The sequence below is a fragment of the Pseudomonas sp. NyZ480 genome (genome assembly GCF_029537255.1).
Taxonomy (GTDB): domain Bacteria; phylum Pseudomonadota; class Gammaproteobacteria; order Pseudomonadales; family Pseudomonadaceae; genus Aquipseudomonas; species Aquipseudomonas taiwanensis.
In genome coordinates this window covers 4419646-4439207 of record NZ_CP120626.1, presented here as the reverse complement: position 1 = coordinate 4439207, position 19562 = coordinate 4419646, and the positions used below count along the sequence as shown (strand labels likewise).

Annotated in this window: 15 protein-coding genes; 9 read left to right on the top strand and 6 right to left on the bottom strand. The window is 61.8% G+C overall.

Features of this window, described 5'->3' with window-relative positions:
• The first annotated feature begins 102 nt into the window (after nt 1–102).
• From der to P3R38_RS20370, 3 genes are all read left to right on the top strand, one after another.
• Entirely contained in the window at nt 103–1569 is a 1467-nt protein-coding gene (der, locus tag P3R38_RS20380) for a ribosome biogenesis GTPase Der (RefSeq protein WP_023382200.1), read from the top strand.
• 183 nt (nt 1570–1752) lie between these two features.
• Nucleotides 1753–2901 (top strand): pyridoxal phosphate-dependent aminotransferase, encoded by a 1149-nt coding sequence (locus P3R38_RS20375; RefSeq protein ID WP_023382199.1) that lies wholly within the window; start codon nt 1753–1755, stop codon nt 2899–2901.
• The gene (locus P3R38_RS20370; protein WP_023382198.1) at nt 2889–3680 is read left to right on the top strand and encodes an amidohydrolase; all 792 of its coding nucleotides are present in this window, start codon (nt 2889–2891) and stop codon (nt 3678–3680) included. The genes P3R38_RS20375 and P3R38_RS20370 overlap by 13 nt, the downstream gene beginning before the upstream one ends.
• Before the next feature lie 66 nt (nt 3681–3746).
• On the opposite strand, the gene P3R38_RS20365 is transcribed toward P3R38_RS20370, so the two are convergent.
• The gene (locus tag P3R38_RS20365; protein WP_277686550.1) at nt 3747–6293 is read right to left on the bottom strand and encodes a sulfite reductase flavoprotein subunit alpha; all 2547 of its coding nucleotides are present in this window, start codon (nt 6291–6293) and stop codon (nt 3747–3749) included.
• Between the two features lie 174 nt (nt 6294–6467).
• Nucleotides 6468–8771, bottom strand: a complete 2304-nt coding sequence (locus P3R38_RS20360; RefSeq protein ID WP_027906601.1) for a TonB-dependent siderophore receptor — start codon at nt 8769–8771, stop codon at nt 6468–6470.
• A 220-nt stretch (nt 8772–8991) separates the two neighbouring features.
• On the opposite strand from P3R38_RS20360, the gene P3R38_RS20355 reads away from it, so the two are divergent.
• The 3 genes from P3R38_RS20355 to P3R38_RS20345 all read left to right on the top strand — a co-directional run bounded on the left by P3R38_RS20355 (nt 8992) and on the right by P3R38_RS20345 (nt 11024).
• Nucleotides 8992–9672, top strand: a complete 681-nt coding sequence (locus tag P3R38_RS20355) for a Fe2+-dependent dioxygenase (RefSeq protein WP_023382195.1) — start codon at nt 8992–8994, stop codon at nt 9670–9672.
• 3 nt (nt 9673–9675) lie between these two features.
• Nucleotides 9676–10428 (top strand): tetratricopeptide repeat protein, encoded by a 753-nt coding sequence (locus tag P3R38_RS20350; RefSeq protein ID WP_104881279.1) that lies wholly within the window; start codon nt 9676–9678, stop codon nt 10426–10428.
• A gap of 65 nt (nt 10429–10493) precedes the next feature.
• Complete coding sequence (locus P3R38_RS20345; protein ID WP_277686549.1) at nt 10494–11024, top strand: hypothetical protein; 531 nt, start codon at nt 10494–10496, stop codon at nt 11022–11024.
• A gap of 51 nt (nt 11025–11075) precedes the next feature.
• On the opposite strand, the gene P3R38_RS20340 is transcribed toward P3R38_RS20345, so the two are convergent.
• A complete protein-coding gene (locus P3R38_RS20340; RefSeq protein ID WP_023382192.1) occupies nt 11076–12239 on the bottom strand; it encodes a type III PLP-dependent enzyme in 1164 nt (387 codons plus the stop codon).
• A 505-nt stretch (nt 12240–12744) separates the two neighbouring features.
• Between P3R38_RS20340 and P3R38_RS20335 the strand changes: the two genes are divergently transcribed.
• From P3R38_RS20335 to P3R38_RS20325, 3 genes are all read left to right on the top strand, one after another.
• Nucleotides 12745–13233 carry a sigma-70 family RNA polymerase sigma factor gene (locus tag P3R38_RS20335; RefSeq protein WP_027906599.1) on the top strand — a complete coding sequence of 163 codons (489 nt, stop codon included), beginning with the start codon at nt 12745–12747 and terminating at the stop codon, nt 13231–13233.
• Between the two features lie 17 nt (nt 13234–13250).
• Entirely contained in the window at nt 13251–14213 is a 963-nt protein-coding gene (locus tag P3R38_RS20330) for a FecR family protein (RefSeq protein WP_277686547.1), read from the top strand.
• Between the two features lie 108 nt (nt 14214–14321).
• On the top strand, nt 14322–16751 hold the full coding sequence (locus P3R38_RS20325; RefSeq protein WP_104883340.1) for a TonB-dependent siderophore receptor: 2430 nt from the start codon (nt 14322–14324) through the stop codon (nt 16749–16751).
• Nucleotides 16752–16835: 84 nt separating this feature from the next.
• Here the strand turns inward: P3R38_RS20325 and P3R38_RS20320 are convergent, their stop codons facing one another.
• Genes P3R38_RS20320 through P3R38_RS20310 form a run of 3 tightly spaced genes read right to left on the bottom strand, consistent with a single transcriptional unit; the run spans nt 16836 to nt 19551 of the window.
• Nucleotides 16836–17993, bottom strand: coding sequence for an ABC transporter ATP-binding protein (locus tag P3R38_RS20320; protein WP_023382188.1), 1158 nt, complete (start codon nt 17991–17993; stop codon nt 16836–16838).
• Nucleotides 17990–18643 (bottom strand): ABC transporter permease, encoded by a 654-nt coding sequence (locus tag P3R38_RS20315; RefSeq protein WP_023382187.1) that lies wholly within the window; start codon nt 18641–18643, stop codon nt 17990–17992. Before P3R38_RS20315 ends, P3R38_RS20320 begins: the two co-directional genes overlap by 4 nt.
• The gene (locus P3R38_RS20310) at nt 18640–19551 is read right to left on the bottom strand and encodes a glycine betaine ABC transporter substrate-binding protein (RefSeq protein ID WP_023382186.1); all 912 of its coding nucleotides are present in this window, start codon (nt 19549–19551) and stop codon (nt 18640–18642) included. The genes P3R38_RS20315 and P3R38_RS20310 overlap by 4 nt, the downstream gene beginning before the upstream one ends.
• Nucleotides 19552–19562: the final 11 nt, after the last annotated feature.

The window sequence follows — 19562 nt, the reverse complement described above, 5'->3', positions numbered from 1 at the left end:
CGCTACAGGTCTTGAGTTGCGGCGTAGGAAACGCCGCCCGAACTCCGGCCGCTGCCTTGCAGCGGCCTTTGCATTTTCAAGAATTCAAGAGTGGAGAGCCGCATGGTTCCCGTAATCGCCCTGGTGGGACGGCCGAACGTCGGCAAGTCCACCATGTTCAACCGCCTGACCAAAACCCGCGATGCCATCGTCGGTGACCTGTCGGGCCTGACCCGTGACCGCCAGTATGGCGATGCCACCTGGCAGGGTCGTTCGTACATCCTGATCGACACCGGCGGTATCACCGGCGACGAAGTCGGCATGGACGAGAAGATGGCCGAGCAGTCGCTGATGGCCATCGAGGAAGCCGACTACGTGCTGTTCCTGGTCGATGCCCGCGCCGGCATGACCGCCGCCGACCAGATGATCGCCGAGCACCTGCGCAAGCGGAACAAGGAAGCGATCCTGGTCGCCAACAAGATCGACAACATCGACGCCGATGTCGCTCGCGCCGAGTTCTCGCCGTTGGGCATGGGCAACGCCATTCCAGTGGCCGGCTCGCAGGGCCGTGGTATCAATGCGCTGATGGAGGCCGTCCTCGGCCATCTCCCACGCGACCAGGTCGAGGAAGCGCTGGATGCCGACGTCGCCGAAGGCGAGGAAGCTGTGCGTATTCCGGGGCCGAGCGAGAAAGATGGCATCAAGATCGCCATCATCGGTCGCCCCAACGTCGGTAAATCGACGCTGGTCAACCGCATGCTCGGTGAAGAGCGCGTGGTGGTGTACGACCAGCCGGGCACCACCCGCGACAGTATCTACATCCCGTTCGAGCGTGATGACGAGAAGTACACCTTCATCGACACCGCCGGGGTGCGCAAGCGCGGCAAGATCCACGAGGAAGTCGAGAAGTTCTCGGTGGTCAAGACGCTGCAGGCGATCAAGGACGCCAACGTGGTGATCTTCGTCATGGACGCCCGCGAAGGCGTGGTGGACCACGACCTGAACCTGCTGGGCTTCGCCCTGGAAGCCGGCCGCGCCATCGTCATCGCCCTGAACAAGTGGGATGGCATGGAGCCGGGTGAACGCGATTATGTGAAGACCGAGCTGGAGCGCCGGCTGTTCTTCGTCGACTTCGCCGACATCCACTTCATTTCGGCGCTGCACGGCACCGGTGTGGGCCACTTGTACAAGTCGGTTCAGGCTGCGTTCAAGTCGGCGGTTACCCGCTGGCCGACCAGCCGACTGACCCAGATCCTCGAGGATGCGGTCAGCGAGCACCAGCCGCCGCTGGTCAATGGCCGCCGCATCAAGCTGCGCTATGCCCACCTCGGTGGTGCCAACCCGCCGTTGATCGTGATCCACGGCAACCAGACCGACAAGATTCCGAAGTCGTACTCGCGTTACCTGGAAAACACTTACCGCCGTGTGCTCAAGCTGGTCGGTACGCCGATTCGCATCGAGTACAAAGGGAGTGAGAACCCGTTCGAGGGCAAGAAGAACACCCTCACCGACCGCCAGGTCAACAAGAAGCGCCGCCTGATGTCGCACCACAAGAAGGCCGAGAAGAAGCGCCGCGACAAGAAGCGCTGATTTCCCGCGGGCGTGGTCGCCCGCAAGCAGGCTCCTACCGCCAAGGTCAGGAGCCGGCTTGCCGGCGATTTGGCCCTTTGACCCAGCGCAATACCCTCATTGTTTCATCCTTTTTCCTGACCGCTCGATCCGCTATGCTCGGACTCCAACCCCGTGCCGGATACCCCCAGGAAAGAGGGCTTCATGATCCGCAGCAAACTGCCGAATGTTGGCACGACCATCTTTACCACCATGTCCCAGCTGGCCGTACAGACCGGCGCGTTGAACCTTTCGCAGGGTTTCCCCGACTTCAACGGCCCCCAGGCGCTGCTGGACGCGGTTGGCCGCCATGTGGCTTTAGGGCACAACCAGTATGCGCCGATGACCGGTCTGCCAGCCCTGCGCCAGGAGGTCGCCGCCAAGATCGAGCGCCTGTACGGTGCAAAAGTCGATGTCGACCATGAAGTGACCATCACCCCAGGTGCCACCGAGGCGATCTTCTGTGCCATCCAGGCCGTTATCCAAGCGGGCGACGAGGTCATCGTCTTCGATCCGTGCTACGACAGCTACGCGCCTTCTGTGGCCCTGGCCGGTGGCCGGTGCGTGCATGTTCAGTTGAGCGATGGCGATTTTCGCATCGACTGGCAGAGGTTCAGCGACGCCCTGAGCCCGCGTACGCGCATGGTCATTCTCAATGCTCCGCACAACCCCAGCGGCGCGCTGATTACCCGTGAAGATCTCGACCAGCTGGCCAGTCTGATCGCCGGGCGCGATATCTACCTGGTCAGCGATGAGGTCTACGAACACTTGGTGTATGACGGTGTGCGCCACGCCAGCGTGCTGGCCCATGCCGAACTCTACAGCCGCGCGTTCGTGGTCAGCTCGTTCGGCAAGACTTACCACGTCACTGGCTGGAAGACCGGTTATGTCGTTGCCCCGCCAGCCCTGAGCGCAGAGCTGCGCAAGGTGCATCAGTACGTCAACTTCTGTGGTGTGACGCCGTTGCAATGTGCCCTGGCCGATTTCATGGCCGAAGACCCCGGGCATGTCGACGCGTTGCCTGGCTTCTACCAGGCCAAGCGCGACCTGTTCTGCGACTTGCTGCAAGACTCGCGTTTCACCTTTGTCCGCACGGCGGGCACTTATTTCCAACTGGTGGACTACTCGCAGATCCGCCCGGACCTGAACGACGTCGACATGGCCTTGTGGCTGACCCGCGAACATGGCGTGGCGACCATTCCGGTGTCGGTGTTCTACCAGCAACCCATCCCCGAGCAACGCCTGGTTCGCCTGTGCTTTGCCAAACGAGAGGAGACGCTGCGTCAGGCAGCGGAAAAACTATGCGCGATCTGAGTGCACTGCCTAACCTGAAAGTCGCCTTGGTGCAGACCACCCTGGCCTGGCACGACCGCGAAGCCAACTACGCGCACTTCGATGAGCTGCTGGCGCAGGTGGGCGATGTGGATCTGGTGATCCTGCCCGAGATGTTCACCACCGGGTTTTCCATGGCCTCGGAAACCCTGGCCGAGCCTGAGAACGGCCCCACCTACAAATGGCTCAAGGCCCAGGCGAAGAAACACGACGCAGTCATCACCGGCAGCCTGATCATCCAGGCCGCGGACGGCAGCCACCGCAATCGCCTGCTGTGGGCGCGCCCGGATGGTGAAATCCTGCATTACGACAAGCGCCACCTGTTCCGCATGGCCGGCGAGCACAAGCACTTCACCCCGGGTGAGCGCCAGGTGCAGTTCGAGCTCAAGGGCTGGCGGGTGCGACCCCTGATTTGCTACGACCTGCGTTTCCCGGTGTGGAGCCGTGACGCCCAGGACACCGACCTGTTGCTGTATACCGCTAACTGGCCGGCGGCCCGTCGCCTGCATTGGAACCGCCTGTTGCCGGCGCGTGGTATCGAGAACCTGTGCTATGTGGCCGCAGTGAACCGGGTAGGTACCGACGGCAAGGGCTTCGCCTATTCGGGTGACAGCCAGGTGCTGGACTTCCAGGGCGAGAGTCTGCTGAGCGCCGGGGAGGCGGATGGGGTGTTTACTGCGGTGTTGAGTGCAGCGGAGCTGGCGGCCTACCGGGCCAAGTTCCCGGCGAACCTGGATGCCGATACCTTCGAGTTGCATTGACAGTTGGGCCGGCCTTCTCGCGGCTAAACCCGCGAAGAGGCCGGTGCCGGTTACATCGATTTCCGCTCAGTACACATCCCGCCGATACCGCCCATCCTCGATCAATTGCTGCACAGTCGCTTCGCCGAGGATGGCGTTGAGCGCGGTATCGACCCCGGTGGCCATTCCTCGCAGGCTGCCGCAGACATATACACAGGCGCCGTCGTCGATCCAGCGTCTGAACTCATCGGCCTGTTGCAGCAGGACATCCTGTACATAGACCTTCTCGGCCTGATCCCGCGAGAAGGCCACGTCCAGTCGTTTCAGATCGCCCACGTCGAGCCACTGCTGTAGCTCGACACCACAAAGCAGGTCGTGGGCACGGTTGCGCTCGCCGAACAGCAGCCAGTTGCGCTGCTCGCCCGCGCTGATGCGTGCCTTGAGCAAGCTGCGCAGGCCCGCCAGGCCGGTGCCGTTGCCGATCAGAATCATGGGGGCCGGCGCTTCTGGCAGGTGGAACCCACTGTTGCGGCGCAGGCGCAAGCTGACGGTGCCATTGACCGGCAGGTACTTGGTCAGCCAGCCCGAACCCAGGCCGAGGGTGCCGTCGCCATGACGTTCCTGGCGTACGATCAGCTCGAGCTCGCCGTCGCTGGCAATCGAGGCGATGGAGTATTCGCGGCTACCGATCGGTACCAGCGCATCGACCAAGGCTTGGGCATGCAGGCCGAGCAGGTGGCTGCGGTGGGTGGGCAATTGGCGACTGGCCAGGGCTTGGCCCAGGGTCTCGCTCAGACCGTCCAATTGCACGCGGGTATTGGGGTCCAGGCCCAGCCCATCGAGGAATTCACCGATCCGACGTTGGCCATTGAGTGGAAGCACCTCGACCAGGTCGCCGGCTTGCCAATTCGCCGGGTGTTCAGGGCGCAGCCCCAGCAGGAAGACCGGTTGTCCCAGGCTGCCGGGGTTGAGTAGCTCGCGGCGGGTCAGGCTCCAGTTTTCGAAGTCTGGCGCTTGCCAGGCAGCGACTGGCTTGGCGCCGGTCAGCCTGGCAAGCGCGTGCTGCCATTGTTGCAGTGCCGCCTGGTCGGCGTTGTCCACCTCCACCGGGCTGAAGGCGCTGCTGGCACCGCGCTCGCCGAGCCAGGCCTGCAGGCGCCGGGCAAAACCACAGAAGTGTGGGTACTGTCGGTCACCCAAGGCCAGCAGGGCATAGGTGAGGTTGTTCAATGCCCATGGCTGGCCGAGCACTTTGCGTTCGAACGCGCGCGCACTGTCAGGCGCTTCGCCATCGCCGAAGGTACTGACCACGAACAGCGCGCGACGCGCCTGGCGCAGGTCGTTCTCTTGCAGGTCGGCCAGTGGGCGGACCTGAACGGGCAATCCGGCAGCCTGCAACTGCCCAGCACTTTGCCAGGCCAGCTGTTCGGCAAAGCCGCTTTGGCTGGCGAAGCCGATCAACCAGTTATCGGCTTTGTCCGCGGTAGTGACGACGGTGCCCCGTGCGGCACGAACCTGACGTTTCTTGCGGCGACGATCGAGGTACAGCAGCCAGCCGGTGACGAAGAACAGTGGCATGGTCAGGCTCGCGATCGTGACGATGATTCGCCCGGTCAGGCCGAAATAACTGCCCACGTGCAGCGCGTAGACGCTCTGCAGCAGCTGGGCCTTGAACGACTTGTCATCGTAGCGCTCCACGCGCTTGAACTGGCCGCTGGCCGGGTCCAGGGTGACGGTGTTGAAGGCGCGCTCGTGAGGGGCGTTGTCCAGCAGGTAGAAGAGTGTGGCTGGCCGGTCGCCAGCCGGCGGCAAGCGCAGGTTGTAGCTGGCAAGGCCTGGGCCTGCGGATGCCTTGAGGTTGCTCCAGATCGCGTCGTAGTCGACCACCAGCGGCGGTGTGTCCTTGTCGGCTTTCTGCAGGCCATGGCGTGCACCACGTTTGTGCTGCTCACCACCGGCCGGCGTGTCGGCCAGCCACTTGTTCAGCCCCTCGCGGTACCAGTCGTAGGACCAGAACAAGCCGGTGAGGGCGAAAAGAAGGTAGAACAGCAGGCACCAGGTCCCAGCCACCGCGTGCAGGTCCCAGTTGAACGCGCGGCCCTTCTTGGCCCAGTCGAACGTAAGCCAGACCCGCCAGTTCAGCGCCTTGCGCGGCCAGCGCAAGTACAGCCCGGACAAACAGAAGAGCACCAGCATGAGGGTGCAGGCGCCGGTGATTTGCCTGCCGGTCTCGCCCATGGCCAGGAAACGGTGCAACTGCAGCATCAGGTTGAAGAAGCCTTGCCCGGCGACTTCACCCTTGAGCTCTCCCGTGTAGGGGTCGGCATAGCGCAGTTCGCCACGGCGCTCGCCGGGGGCAGGGGTGAAGAAGAGGCGCGCGGCATTGCCTTCGCGGGTATCGACCCACAGCATCGAGACCTTGTCGCCTTGTGCAGCCTCGGCCCGTCGGACCAGCTCTGCTGGCGGCAGCACGCCTTCCTGGCGCACCTCGACCCGCAGGACATCGGCATTGAACAGCCGCAGCAGTTCTTCCTGGAACGAATACACCGCGCCGGTGATGCCCATCAGGGCCAGCACCAGGCCAGCGGTGATGCCAAAGAACCAGTGCAATTGGAACAGCGACTTCTTCAACACATCGATCACCATTTGGGGCCGCGCGGGGCCGGGCGGCGTGGATTATGCCTTGATACGCAAAAACCCCGCTCACTGAAATGAACGGGGCCGGGTCGGGGATTGTTTAGTGCCAGTGTGGGCCCTATCGCCGGCAAGCCGGCTCCTGCAGGGGCCGGCTTTACCCCAATCCCGTCATCAGAAATGAACGCTGGTGGTCAGCAATGCGGTGCGGCCTGCGGCCTGGTTGGCGAAATGGGTGGAGAACGCCTTGTCGTAGTACACCTCGTTGGTCAGGTTTTGCACGTTCAACTGCAGGTCCACGTTCTTGGTCAGCTTGTAGGCGGCCATGGCGTCGTAGCGGACATAGCTGTCGACCATGGTGGTGTTCGCCACGCTGCCGTAGACGTCGTCGACGTAGAAGGCACCGCCACCGACCGTCAGCTTCGGCGTGATCGCGTAGGTGGTCCACAGGCTGGCACTGTTGTTAGGTGTGTTAGGGAGCTGGTTGCCATCATTGGCCTTGCCCAGGGGGCCGCCGTCGATCTGCCGGGCCTGCATGTAGGTGTAGCCGGCGAACACCTGCCATTTCTCGGTGATCTTGCCGCTGGCCGACAGCTCGATGCCCTGTACGCGAGTTTCGCCAACGTTCTCGTACGAGGTGGTGTCCACCTGAACGCGAGCATTTTCCTTCTCGGTGCGGAACAGGGCGGCGGTGAGCGACAGGCGCTCGTTCAGCAGGTCCCACTTGGTGCCGATTTCGTAGTTGGTGGTCTCTTCCGGCTCCATGTCGCTGCTCAGCAGGTTGCCGGAGCGGTCGGTGGTATTGCCCAGCGGGTTGCCTTCCATACCTTCGCCAAGCAAGGCACCTGGCGGCGTCGCGGAAGTGGCGTAGGAGACATAGATGCTGCCGTTGTCGGCTGGCTTCCAGACCAGGCCCAGTTGGCCTGTGAAGAACTCACTGGTGTCACTGCCCTTGGATGCGATGCCATTCTTGTTCACCACGGTCGCACCCGAGGCGTCGTAGCCACGGTACTGGGTGTCGAAGTGGTCGTAGCGCAGGCCCATGTTCAGCAGCCACTGAGGTGTCAGCTCAAGTGTGTCGAACACGTAGATGGCGCGGGTGTCGCTCTTGGTGTCGGTACCCGCGTAGTTGCGTGAGATCGCTCCATTCCACGGATCGTCCGGCGTCGGGTTGCCCAGCGAGGTGCAGTTGTACGGGGCACCGATGCCATTGCACACGTTCTTGTTGTTGACCTTGGTGGTGCCATCCAGTGTGGCGACATTGTAGGAAGACCGTTTCGATTCTTCGCGGCTGAGTTCGATACCCGTCGAGAAGTTGTTCTTGAAGCCCGCCACATAGAACTCGCCGAACAGGTCCGTCTGGTTGGTGGTGGTCGTGGTATTGCCGACGCGGGTATTGGCCCGACGCCAGACTTCGCCGTTATTGACGTTGCCCTGGCTATCGTCGGGCTGAGTCAGGATGTAGTCCTGCATGCTGTTGCCATGACGCAGGGTGTTCTTGATGGTCAGCGCGTCTGTCAGGTCGTGCTCGATGGCGAAGGTGGCAATGTCGACACGGCTTTTGCGGAAATCGCGATTGGTCAAGCCGTAGAAGTTGTCGCTGTCGCCACCGTCATTCGGCTTGCTTGGGTGGGCCGAGGTGCGGTCGCCGCTACCGCCGGTCGGGATCGTGTACGGGATACCCGAGTCTGGCAGGTCGTCGCTTTCCAGGTGGTAGTAGTCAAGGTTGACGCGGGTCGGCGTGCCCAGGCCAAAGGCCAAGGACGGTGCGATACCCCAGCGGTCGTAGTTGACCTTGTCGCGCCCGGCTACGTTGCTTTCGTGAGTCATCAGGTTCAGGCGGCCGGCAACGGTATCGCTGAACTGGTAGTTGCCATCGAGGGTGTAGCGCTGGGTCTGGTCGCTGCCCCAGGTCCACGCGGCGTCGAGCGAGTTGCCCAAGTGCGCCCGCTTGCTTACCAGGTTGATGGTGCCGCCGGCAGCTCCGCGGCCACCGATCGCCGAGTTCGGGCCTTTGGCAACTTCCACCGACTCCACGGCGAAGATCTCGCGGGTTTGTGCGCCGGTGTCTCGTACGCCGTCGAGGTAGGTGTCGCCTTGGGCATCGAAACCGCGAATGAACGGGCGATCGCCCTGGGGATTGCCGCCCTCGCCGGCACCGAAGGTAATGCCTGGCACGGTCCGCAGAGCATCCTGCAGGTTCAGGGCATTGGTGTCCTTGATCACTTGCTGTGGAATCACGGTGACTGAACGGGGCGTGTCCACCAGGGGAGCGGTGTACTTCTGCGAGGAGGCCTTTTCGACTTTGTAATCGGTGCTGGCCTGTTCAACCTTGCCCTCGATGCTGGTGGCATCGAGGGTGATGGCGTTACTGGCGGAGGGCTCGGCGGCATAGGCAGAGGACGCGCTGAGGGCGACGCCGATGGCCGAAACGATAAGGCGCGGTGAACTTACGGTAGATGGCACGTAGTGACGCATTGCAAAGAACCTTCCCCAAGGTGTTAAGGCTGCGGATCTTAATGTAAGCAATTGTGACTCACAATTGAGAGTCGTTACCATTCGCTATGAATTTACATTCTTTACAATTTGTCTTTACGGTTTGCACGCGCTGAAACGTCTTAAGCGGCGGACGGGGCTTGTACAGCGTAAAAGGTAATCAATATCATTGAGCCTTTACACTTCCTGATGGTGCGTTGCCATGCTGCTTCACATTCCCGGCCTGTTCGACGCCGACGAGCTCACTCGCATCCGCGAGGCCCTTGAGCAGGCCGACTGGGCTGATGGCAAGATCACGGCGGGGTATCAGTCGGCCAAGGCCAAGCACAACCTGCAGTTGCCCGAAGGGCACCCACTGGCCAAGGAATTGGGTTGCGCATTGATCGACCGCTTGTGGAAGAACCCGCGTTTCATGTCGGCGGCGTTGCCGCACAAGGTCTTCCCGCCCCTGATCAACTGTTACCGCGAAGGGGGCAACTTCGGTTTCCATATCGACAATGCACTGCGCCAGCCCAAGGGCAGCCCCGAGCGAGTGCGTACCGATCTGTCATCGACCCTGTTCCTCAGCGACCCCGACAGCTACGACGGCGGTGAGTTGGTCATCCAGGACACCTACGGCGTGCAGCAGGTCAAGCTGGCGGCCGGTGACCTGGTGCTGTACCCCGGCACCAGCTTGCACAAGGTCAACCCGGTGACCCGTGGCGCACGCTATGCGGCATTTTTCTGGACCCAGAGTCTGGTGCGCGACGACGGGCAACGTACATTGCTGTACGAGATGGACAATGCCATCCAGCAATTGACCACCGATGTGCCGGAGCATCCTGCCTTGCTGCAACTGACCGGCACCTACCACAACTTGTTGCGCCGCTGGGCCGAGGTCTGAACCGTGTCCTACCAATTGCGTCGTGAGGACGTGGTGGATGTCGCGGGCTTGCAGGCCATGCTCGAAGACAGCCCTGGCAAGGCCGCCCAGGCGATTCTCGCGGCAGCGGGGCAGGGCGTGGTCCAGGCCCAGTTGTTACTGGGGCAGATACTGCTCGACGGGCGAGGCATCGAACAGGATGCCCTGTTGGCTCGACGTTGGTTCGGCATCGCTGCGCAGGCGGGCAATGCCATGGCGCACAACATGCTTGGACGCTGCCTGGAACATGGCTGGGGCGGCGAGGTGAACCTTGTCAAGGCTGCCATCCATTATGCGCACGCTGCCGATGCCGGGCTCGACTGGGGGCTTTACAACCTGGGTAACCTGCTGGCCACCGGGCGCGGAGTAGCGGTCAACCAGGCCCAGGCTCTGGCCTGTTACGAGAAGGCCGCGCACCTTGGCCATGCCAAGTCGATGAACCTGCTTGGCCGTTATCTGGAACACGGTATTGCCACTGCGCCCAGCCCTGTTCGGGCGGTGCGCTGGTATCGGCGTTCAGCCGAGGCGGGGGATTTCCGGGGCATGTTCAGCTTGGCATTGGTGCTGTTCGAACGAGGTGAAAACCAGGAAGCACTGAGATGGATCGAACTTGCCCGCGCCCAAGGTAACGTGCCGTTCTTGCGTAGCAGCCTGAACACCTTGCGCTCGGCAGGCCCTTCAATGGCGGCTGTAGCAGACGGCTATGCCCTGGAAATACAGCTGCGCGAGGAAGTCTGACCGACTTCGTTGATTGAGCGAGCAGGCTGAAAGTCGCGCCTCTCGATTCAATCGCGAGGTTAAGCATGAAGTACGTTCAGGACCGTTCGTTTATTGCCACCTTCACCTCAGTCACCCCAGGCTACGAAGGGTGGCTGGACTCGATGGAGGGGACGCCTCGGGAGCGGCGCTGCCAGTGGTTGACCGTCAGTTCCAGTAGCGAGGTCAAAAGCCCGCAACGCTTTTGGTTCGGGTATTTCGAAGGAGATCGACACGGCTATCAGGTACGCGCCGTCGAATCGGGCGAAGGCTATGCGCATTACGACATCTGGGACCTGAGTGGGCAAAGCTACATTGGTTACTACGCCAAAAGCGATGAGCCGGTGAGTTGGCGGGTGCGGGTCGACGGCACGAAGATCGAACAGCCGCAGATCCAGGTCTATCAAGGCGTGACGTTGGCTGCGCCAGGCTTGGCAATGGTCAGCGTGGCCAATCGAAAGCCTTGGGATGACCACTACGTGGGGGTTGGCAAACCTAACGTGCTGACGTTCGAGATGGCTGTACGGGACGTCAATGTCCCCAATTTCAGCAATGTTTCACTGTATAGGCGTCGATGAACCACCACGTGGTGCGCCTGCGAAAACGGGGCCTTGCGGCCCCGTTCTGGTTTACAGGTAGTAAGCCTTCAGCGGTGGGAAGCCGTTGAATTCCACTGCGCTGTAGCTGGTGGTGTAGGCCCCGGTCGACAGCCAGTACAGACGGTCGCCGATCGCCAGGTTCAGCGGCAGGCCGTACTTGTAGTGCTCGTACATGATGTCGGCGCTGTCGCAGGTCGGGCCTGCGATCACGACTTCTTCGGTTTCGCCCTTCTTCTCGGTCCAGATTGGGAACTTGATGGACTCGTCCATGGTTTCGATCAGGCCGGAGAACTTGCCCACATCGGTGTAGATCCAGCGCTCGACGGCGGTGCGCGACTTGCGCGCAACCAGGACCACTTCACTGACCAGGATACCGGCGTTGGCGATCAGCGAACGGCCCGGCTCGAGGATGATTTCCGGCAGGTCATCACCGAAGTCTTCCTTCAGGAAGCGAATGATTTCTTCGGCGTAGGTTTCGAGACTGTTGGTACGGGTGATGTAATTGGCCGGGAAGCCGCCACCCATGTTGATCAGTTTCAGTTCGATGCCGTCTTCTTCCTTCAGGCGCTCGAAGATCACTTTGACCTTGGCGATAGCAGCGTCCCAGACGCTGATGTCGCGCTGCTGCGAACCAACGTGGAAGGAGATACCGTAGGGCACCAGGCCCAGGTCGCGGGCGAGGATCAGCAGGTCCATGGCCATGTCGGTCTGGCAGCCGAACTTACGGGACAGCGGCCAGTCGGCAGTGGTGGAGCCTTCGGTGAGGATCCGCACGTAGACCTTCGAACCCGGTGCGGCCTTTGCGATGTTGCGCAGGTCGGCTTCCGAGTCGGTGGCGTACAGGCGCACACCCTTCTCGTAGAAGTAGCGGATGTCCTTGGACTTCTTGATGGTATTGCCGTAGCTGATGCGGTCGGCGCTGACACCGCGGCCCATCACTTTGTCCAGTTCGTAGATCGAGGCGATGTCGAAGCTCGAACCTTTCTCTTTCAAAAGATCGATGATCTCGACCGCCGGGTTGGCCTTGACCGCGTAGTAGACCTTGGCGAATTCGAAACCGGCGCGCAGGTCGTCGTAGGCCTGGCTGATCATCTGGGTGTCGATGAGTACGAACGGGGTTTCCTGCTTGTCGGCGAACGCCTTCATCTTCTGGAAGGTTTCACGCGCGAAATAGTCTTCGACCTGGATCGACATGCTCAGGGACTCCATGGGCAAACTGAAAGATTAAGTGGCTGCAAACTGAACGTCCTCCGTATCCCCACTTTGGTTCGCCTACTCAGTACTTGAGCCGGATGGATCGTTTCCAGCATGGACGTTCGGCGCGCACTTTAGGGCGTGAAGAATGCAGAATCAACAGGCAATCCGGGTGCGATCGTCGTGGATCGACGCCCTACCCGTTGAATAACCGACTCGCATGACCGCCTGATGTTCCCGGCACTGTTTCAAGCGTAAAAAATTGTGGAATGGAGCGTGTAGGCCCCTTCGCGGGTAAGCCCGCTCCTACAGGGTTTTCACAATTTAGGTCGGCGCGGGTTTACCCGCGAAGGGGCCAGAGGTGTTCATATTTATGGCCACATTCTCAAGCACTCCCGTACATGACATCACCCATAAATTTTTTGTTACCGACTGGCGGATTTGCTGAGTTTGATGAGAAACATTACTATTCGCACCCTTATCCGCCTCCCTGACGACCCAGACCGTGTCCGGACACAAAGGCTTCCTCGACCACTACCACGAGCTGATCGGCACCTGGACGCGCAAGTTGCGCAGTCGTCAGCAGGCCGAGGATCTCACCCACGATGCCTTTGTGCGGGTTCTTGAGAACACGCGTGAGCAGGTCGATCAGCCTCGCGCTTATCTTCATCAAACTGCCCGCAACATTGCCGTGGACGGTTTTCGCCGCGAAGACCGGCGTCAGCAACTGGAGCAGGAAACCTTCGAGGAAGGTGCCACCGCCAGCGACGACCCTGAAGCCTATGTACATGCCCTGGAACTGGCCGACAGCGTCGAGCGCGCCCTGGCCGAATTGCCCCTGAACTGTCGGCGGGTATTCATCTGGCAGAAGCTCGAAGGCCTGACCCAGGCGGAAATCGCCGAGCGCATGGGTTTGACCAAGAACATGGTCGAAAAGTATATGATCCGCACGCTCCGGCATCTGCGTGAGCACCTGGATGTGTCCACCCGATGAGTCAGGAGACCTTTGCGATGAAACAGCACGGTGCCGGTACCGTCCGCGAGCAGGCAGCCGAATGGTTCGCTCGCGTCCACGATGCGCCGCGCGACAGTGCGTTGCAGGCTCGGTTGCACGATTGGCTCGAAGCACATCCCAGCCACCGTGCAGAATATGACGCGTTGGCGCTGCTTTGGTGCGCAGCCGAGCGCATCCCCCCACAGCGACTGCAGGCATTATGTGAACCGGAGCCGGTGCGCCATTTGCCGCGGCGGGGCGTGCTGCGCCAGGCGCTGGCTGCCGGTGTTGCCGTCGCCGCGCTGGGCCTGGGCTGGAGCGGTTGGCAGTACCAGCGGCTGAACCATCAGGACACCTTGCAGACAGCCTTCGGTGAGCGCCGTCAGGTCGAACTGCCAGATGGTTCGCTACTTGCGCTCAACAGCGCGACGCGGCTGCAAGTGGCATACAGCACGGGTCGCAGGCACATCGTGCTCGAAGCCGGCGAGGCAATGTTCACGGTTGCCCACGACAGCAGCCGGCCATTCGTCGTCGACACCGCCCAGGGCAGCGTTACCGTGACCGGTACCCGTTTTGATGTACGCCTGGACCCGTCGCTGACCCGTGTGGCGGTCGAGCAGGGCTCGGTGCGTGTGCAGGGCCGCGATGCATCGCTGGCGCAGTTGAGCCCCGGGCAGGGCGCTTCCATCGATGCGCAGGGCAAGGTGGCCGAGCCCTACGCGATCAATGCGGCTGCGTTGACCGCCTGGCGCCAGGGCAAACTGGTGTTCGAGAACGCCACCCTGGAGGAAGTGGTGGCGGAAGTGAAGCGTTACCGGGCTCAACCGCTGCGAGTCGCACCTGGCAAGGTCGCCGGGCTGCGCTTGTCCAGCACTTTCAGCACCGACGATACCGACGCACTGTTGCGCGCTTTGCCAAGTATCCTGCCGGTGGCCATCAGGACCCACCAAGACGGTTCACGCGAAATAGTCGCAAAATAAATTCAGGTTTTTTCCCCGTCGTTCGTCTTCCCCGCCAGCTGCAACTGCCAAGCATTTACATTTGCATGCGGTTGGCGTTTATCCCGACTTTCAGGATGCTTCGAAGACGTGAACAACAACAAGCCATTCCCTCGTTTCCGCGCGCTGGCGCTGGCCCTTGCGGTCAGTGCCGTGGCCTTCGACAGCCATGCCGAGCAGGCCGCTGCCGCAATTCAGATCCAGGCCCAACCGTTAGCGTCTGCCTTGAGCCAACTGGGCCAGCAAACCAACCTGCAGCTGTTCTTCAGCCCTGAGCTGGTAGCCGGCAAGCAGGCCCCGGCGGTATCGGGCCAACTGGCGCCGGAACAGGCGCTGCAGCAACTGCTGCAAGGCAGCGGCCTGACCTATGAGATGTCCCAGGGCACTGTGGTGGTGAAACCGGCCCAGGCCGCTGGCAGCTTGACCTCCGGCAGCCTGGAGCTGGCACCGACCGATGTGAAGGTTGTGGGTGACTGGTTGGGCGATGCCGAGCAGGCTGTGGTACAGAACCACCCCGGCGCACGGACGGTGGTGCGCCGCGAGGCGATGGTGGAGAAAGGCGCGATGAACGTGCGTGACGTGCTGCGGGGCATTCCGGGGGTTCAGGTGCAGGACTCCAACGGCACCGGCGGCAGCGACCTTTCGCTCAACGTTGGCGTGCGTGGCCTGACCTCGCGCCTGTCGCCGCGTTCGACCGTGCTCATCGACGGCATTCCAGCGGCCTTCGCGCCCTACGGCCAGCCACAGCTGTCCATGGCGCCTATCTCCTCGGGCAACCTCGACAGCATCGACGTGGTCCGTGGCGCAGGCTCTGTGCGTTATGGGCCGCAGAACGTCGGTGGGGTGATCAACTTCGTGACCCGGGCGATCCCCGAGAAGGCTTCGGCGCAGTTGTCCACCACGCTTGAGACCTCGCAGCATGGCGGCTGGAAACACACCGAGTCGGCGTTCGTTGGCGGCACTGCGGACAACGGCATGGGCGTCGCGCTGCTGTACACCGGTGTCAACGGCAACGGCTATCGGGAAAGCAACAACGGCAACGACATCGACGACGTCATTCTCAAGACCCACTGGGCGCCAACCGACAGCGATGAGTTCTGGCTGAACTTTCACTACTACGATGGCCGTGCCGACATGCCCGGAGGCCTGACCCAGGCCCAGTACGATCAGAACCCGTTCCAGTCGGTGCGCGACTACGACTACTTCGCCGGCCGTCGCAAGGACGTTTCGTTCAAATGGCTGCGCCAGCTCGACGATGCCACTCAATTCGAGGTGTTGACGTACTACACCGACAGTTTCCGTGGCAGCTCGATTGCCTCGCGCGACATGAAGACCTTGTCTTCCTACCCGCGCAATTATCACACCTTCGCCATCGAACCGCGTGTGTCCCGGATCTTCTTCGCCGGGCCCACCACCCAGGAAGTCAGCGTGGGCTACCGCTACCTGAAAGAGGCCATGCGCGAGCAGTCCACGCGTCTGGGGCTGGTCGACAATGTGCCTACGCCGATCCCAGGCTCCGATGGCCATGTGTTCCAGGACCGTAGCGGTGGCACCGAGGCCAGCGCCTACTACATCGACGACAAGATCGACGTCGGCAACTGGACCATCACGCCGGGTATCCGTTTCGAACACATCAACACCGACTGGCGTGATCGCCCGGTGCTTGGTGCCAATGGCAAGCCGGTGCCGGAGAAGAACCGCAGCATTACCAGCAATGAGCCACTGCCAGCGCTGAGCGTGATGTACCACCTTTCCGATGCCTGGAAACTGTTCGCCAACTACGAGACGTCGTTCGGCAGCCTGCAGTACTTCCAGCTGGGTCAGGGCGGCACGGGCAATAGCACCGCCAACGGCCTGGAGCCGGAGAAGGCCAAGACCTACGAGATCGGTACGCGCTATGACAATGGTGCTTTCGCCGGGGAGCTGACCGCGTTCTACATCGACTTCGACGATGAGCTGCAGTACATCAGCAACGATGTGGGGTGGACCAACCTCGGCGCCACCAAGCACCAAGGTATCGAAGCGTCGGTTCGCTATGACCTGGCCGGTCTGGACCCGCGCCTGCAAGGGCTGTCGGCCAATGCGGGCTTCACCTACACCCGCGCGACCTACGAGGGGGAGATTCCCGGCTTCAAGGGCCGCGACCTGCCATTCTATTCGCGCCAGGTGGCCACTGCCGGCCTGCGCTACGAGGTCGATCGTTGGACCTGGAATCTGGATGCCTATGCCCAGTCCAAGCAGCGCGCGCCGGGTACCGGGATCAACGCCGATGGTAGCTTCAACGGCGACTACATCACCGAGCCAAGTGCTGACGGGCAGTACGGTGACATTCCCGGTTACGTGACCTGGCATGCCCGTGGTGGATATGACTTCGGGCCGCAAATGGCCAACCTGAAGCTGGCGGCAGGGGTGAAGAACCTCTTCGACAAGCAGTACTACACCCGCTCCAGCGATAACAACGCCGGCATTTATGTGGGTGAGCCGCGTACCTTCTATGTGCAGGCCAGTGTAGGGTTCTGATACCGCGTCGGCTGCTTTGCCGGTGAACCCGCGCCCACAGTGACGGTGCTGTCCCTGTGGGGCGGGTTCGCACAGCAATTCAGATCAGGATGCCACGGCCTCGGCAGGCGATACGATGCTGGTCTTCGCCCCGCGCGACCTGCCCGAACTCAAATAGGCCGCAATCGACTCCTGCGTCACCTCGCCGAGGAACACCTGCTCGGCATCCAGCACCGGTAACCACGCCCGATTGAACTCGTACATCCGTGACAACAGGATGCGCAGGTTCTCATCATGCGACGCCGTGGCGTTGAACGGGCGCAGGAAGTCCGCACAGGTTCCTTGCTGGCGGTGCATGTCGCGCCGACGTACGTACCCCAGCGCCTTGTTCGCTGCATCGGTGACCACCACATAGCGACGGTCATGCTCGTCGAGCAGCTCCAGCGCATCGCTCACCGATGTCTGCGGACTCACCGACGGCGCGTTGTCCGCCGCATCTTCGGCGCGCACCAGCAACAGGCGTTTCAAGGTGCTGTCCTGGCCGACGAAATTGCTGACGAAATCATCCACCGGATGGGCCAGCAAGGTATCCGGGTGATCCAGCTGCAACAGCTTGCCGGCACGGAAGATGGCGATCTTGTCGCCCAGCTTGATGGCTTCGTCGATGTCGTGACTGACCATGATCACGGTCTTGTTCAGTGCTCGCTGCATCTCGAAGAACTCGTTCTGGATCATTTCGCGGTTGATTGGGTCGACCGCGCCGAACGGCTCATCCATCAACAGCACGGGCGCCTCGGCGGCCAGGGCGCGGATCACGCCGATACGCTGCTGCTGGCCACCGGAAAGCTCACGTGGGTAGCGCTGCAGGTACTGCTTGGGTTCGAGCTTGATCATGTGCATCAGCTCGCGGGCGCGCTCGTGGCACTTTTGCTTGTCCCAGCCGAGCAGGCGCGGGACCACGGTGATGTTTTCCTCGATGGTCATGTTGGGGAACAGGCCAATCTGCTGGATCACATAGCCGATACGCCGACGCAAGGTCACTTCGTCCAGCCCGCTGGTGTCTTCGCCATTGATGAACACCTGGCCGGAGGTCGGGGTGATCAGGCGGTTGATCATCTTCAGCGTGGTGCTCTTGCCGCAGCCGGAAGGGCCAAGAAACACGCAGATCTCGCCTTCGTTGACGGTGAGGCTGACCGAGTCGACGGCTTTGACGTCCTTGCCGTTCACGTTGAAGGTCTTGCTGAGGTTCTTGAGTTCGATCATGAGCGCAGTCCTTCTGGAGTCAGGGCACGTTGCAGGGTTTGCAGGAGCAGGTCAGCGATGATCGCCAGCAGGCTGACCAGCACGGCGCCGACCAGCAGCATCGACATGTCGCTACGACTGATGGAGGTGAGGATCAACACCCCAAGGCCGCCGGCACCGATGGTGGCGGCAATGGTCATGACACCGATGTTCATGACCACGGCGGTGCGTACACCGGCGAGGATCACCGGCACTGCAATGGGCAGCTCGACCATGCGCAGGCGCTGGCCGAAGGTCATGCCGATGCCACGCGCGGCCTCGCGGATACCAGGTTCGACGTTGGTCAGTGCCAGGTAGGTGTTGCGCAGGATCGGCAGCAGTGAATAGAGGAACACCGCGGTGATCGCAGGCATCGGCCCAAGCCCTTGGCCGAATTTGGAGTAGAACGGCAGCAACAAGCCGAACAGGGCGATCGAAGGGATTGTCAGCATGACCGTAGCGCTTGCCTGCAGCGGGCCGGCAACAGCCGGGAAGCGGGTCATCAGGACGCCCAGCGGCACGCCGACGATGATCGCAAGGCCCACGGCGACACTGACCAGCATGATGTGCTGCCAGGTCAGTTGCAGGACCAGGGCCCAGTCGAGGTGGGCGAACGTATCGAGCAGGCTCATGGCTGCACCTCCTTAAGTGGATGCGCCTGCAGGAAGGCTGCGGCGACGGCACTCGGGTTCTGGTGCTCGACATCGACCTTGGCGTTGAGCTGGCGCATGGTTTCGTCGTCAAGCTGTTCGGCCAGTGGCTTGAGCAGGCTGGCCAGTTCCGGGTTGGCGTCGAGCACCGCTTTGCGAACCACCGGTGCGGCTGTGTAGTCGGGGAAGTAATGCTTGTCGTCTTCGAGAAGCTTCAGGTCGAATGCGCTCAGGCGGCCATCGGTGGTGTAGACCAAGCCGGCGAATACTTGGTTGTTGCGCAGGGCGGTGTAGACCAGGCCCGCGTCCATTTGCCGAATGTTCGCCCTGCCCACTTGCAGGTCGTACATTTCCTTGAGGCCGACCAGGCCATCCGGGCGGTTGGCGAACTCGGTATCCAGGGCCACCAGAAGGTTGCCATCGGGCTGCGCGCGCAGCACATCGTTGAGTGCCGAGATGCTGGTCACTTGCGGGTACGCTTCGGCAACCTTGCGTGGCAAGGCCAGGGCGTAGGTGTTGCTGAACTTGGAGGGTGTCAGCCAGATCAGGCCCTTCCCGGCATCCAGTTCTTTGACCTTGGCGTAGGTGGCTTCGGCACTGGGCATGCGCTCGTCGATATGGTTGTACGACACCAGCGAGACACCGGTGTATTCCCACATCAGGTCGAGTTGGCCGGTTTCCTGAGCCTGGCGTGCCAGGCTGCTGCCTAGCCCGCCGGTGACACGCACCTGATAGCCATGGGCGCGCAGATACTGGGCGGTGATCTCGGCCAGCACGGTCTGTTCGGTGAATACGCGAGCACCGATACGAATCAGCGGTTTGTCCGCTGCCTGGGCAAATCCTGCGAACAGCAGGGCCGCGCCCAGCAACAAGGCGATTGTCTTTTTCATGGGTTCCCTCT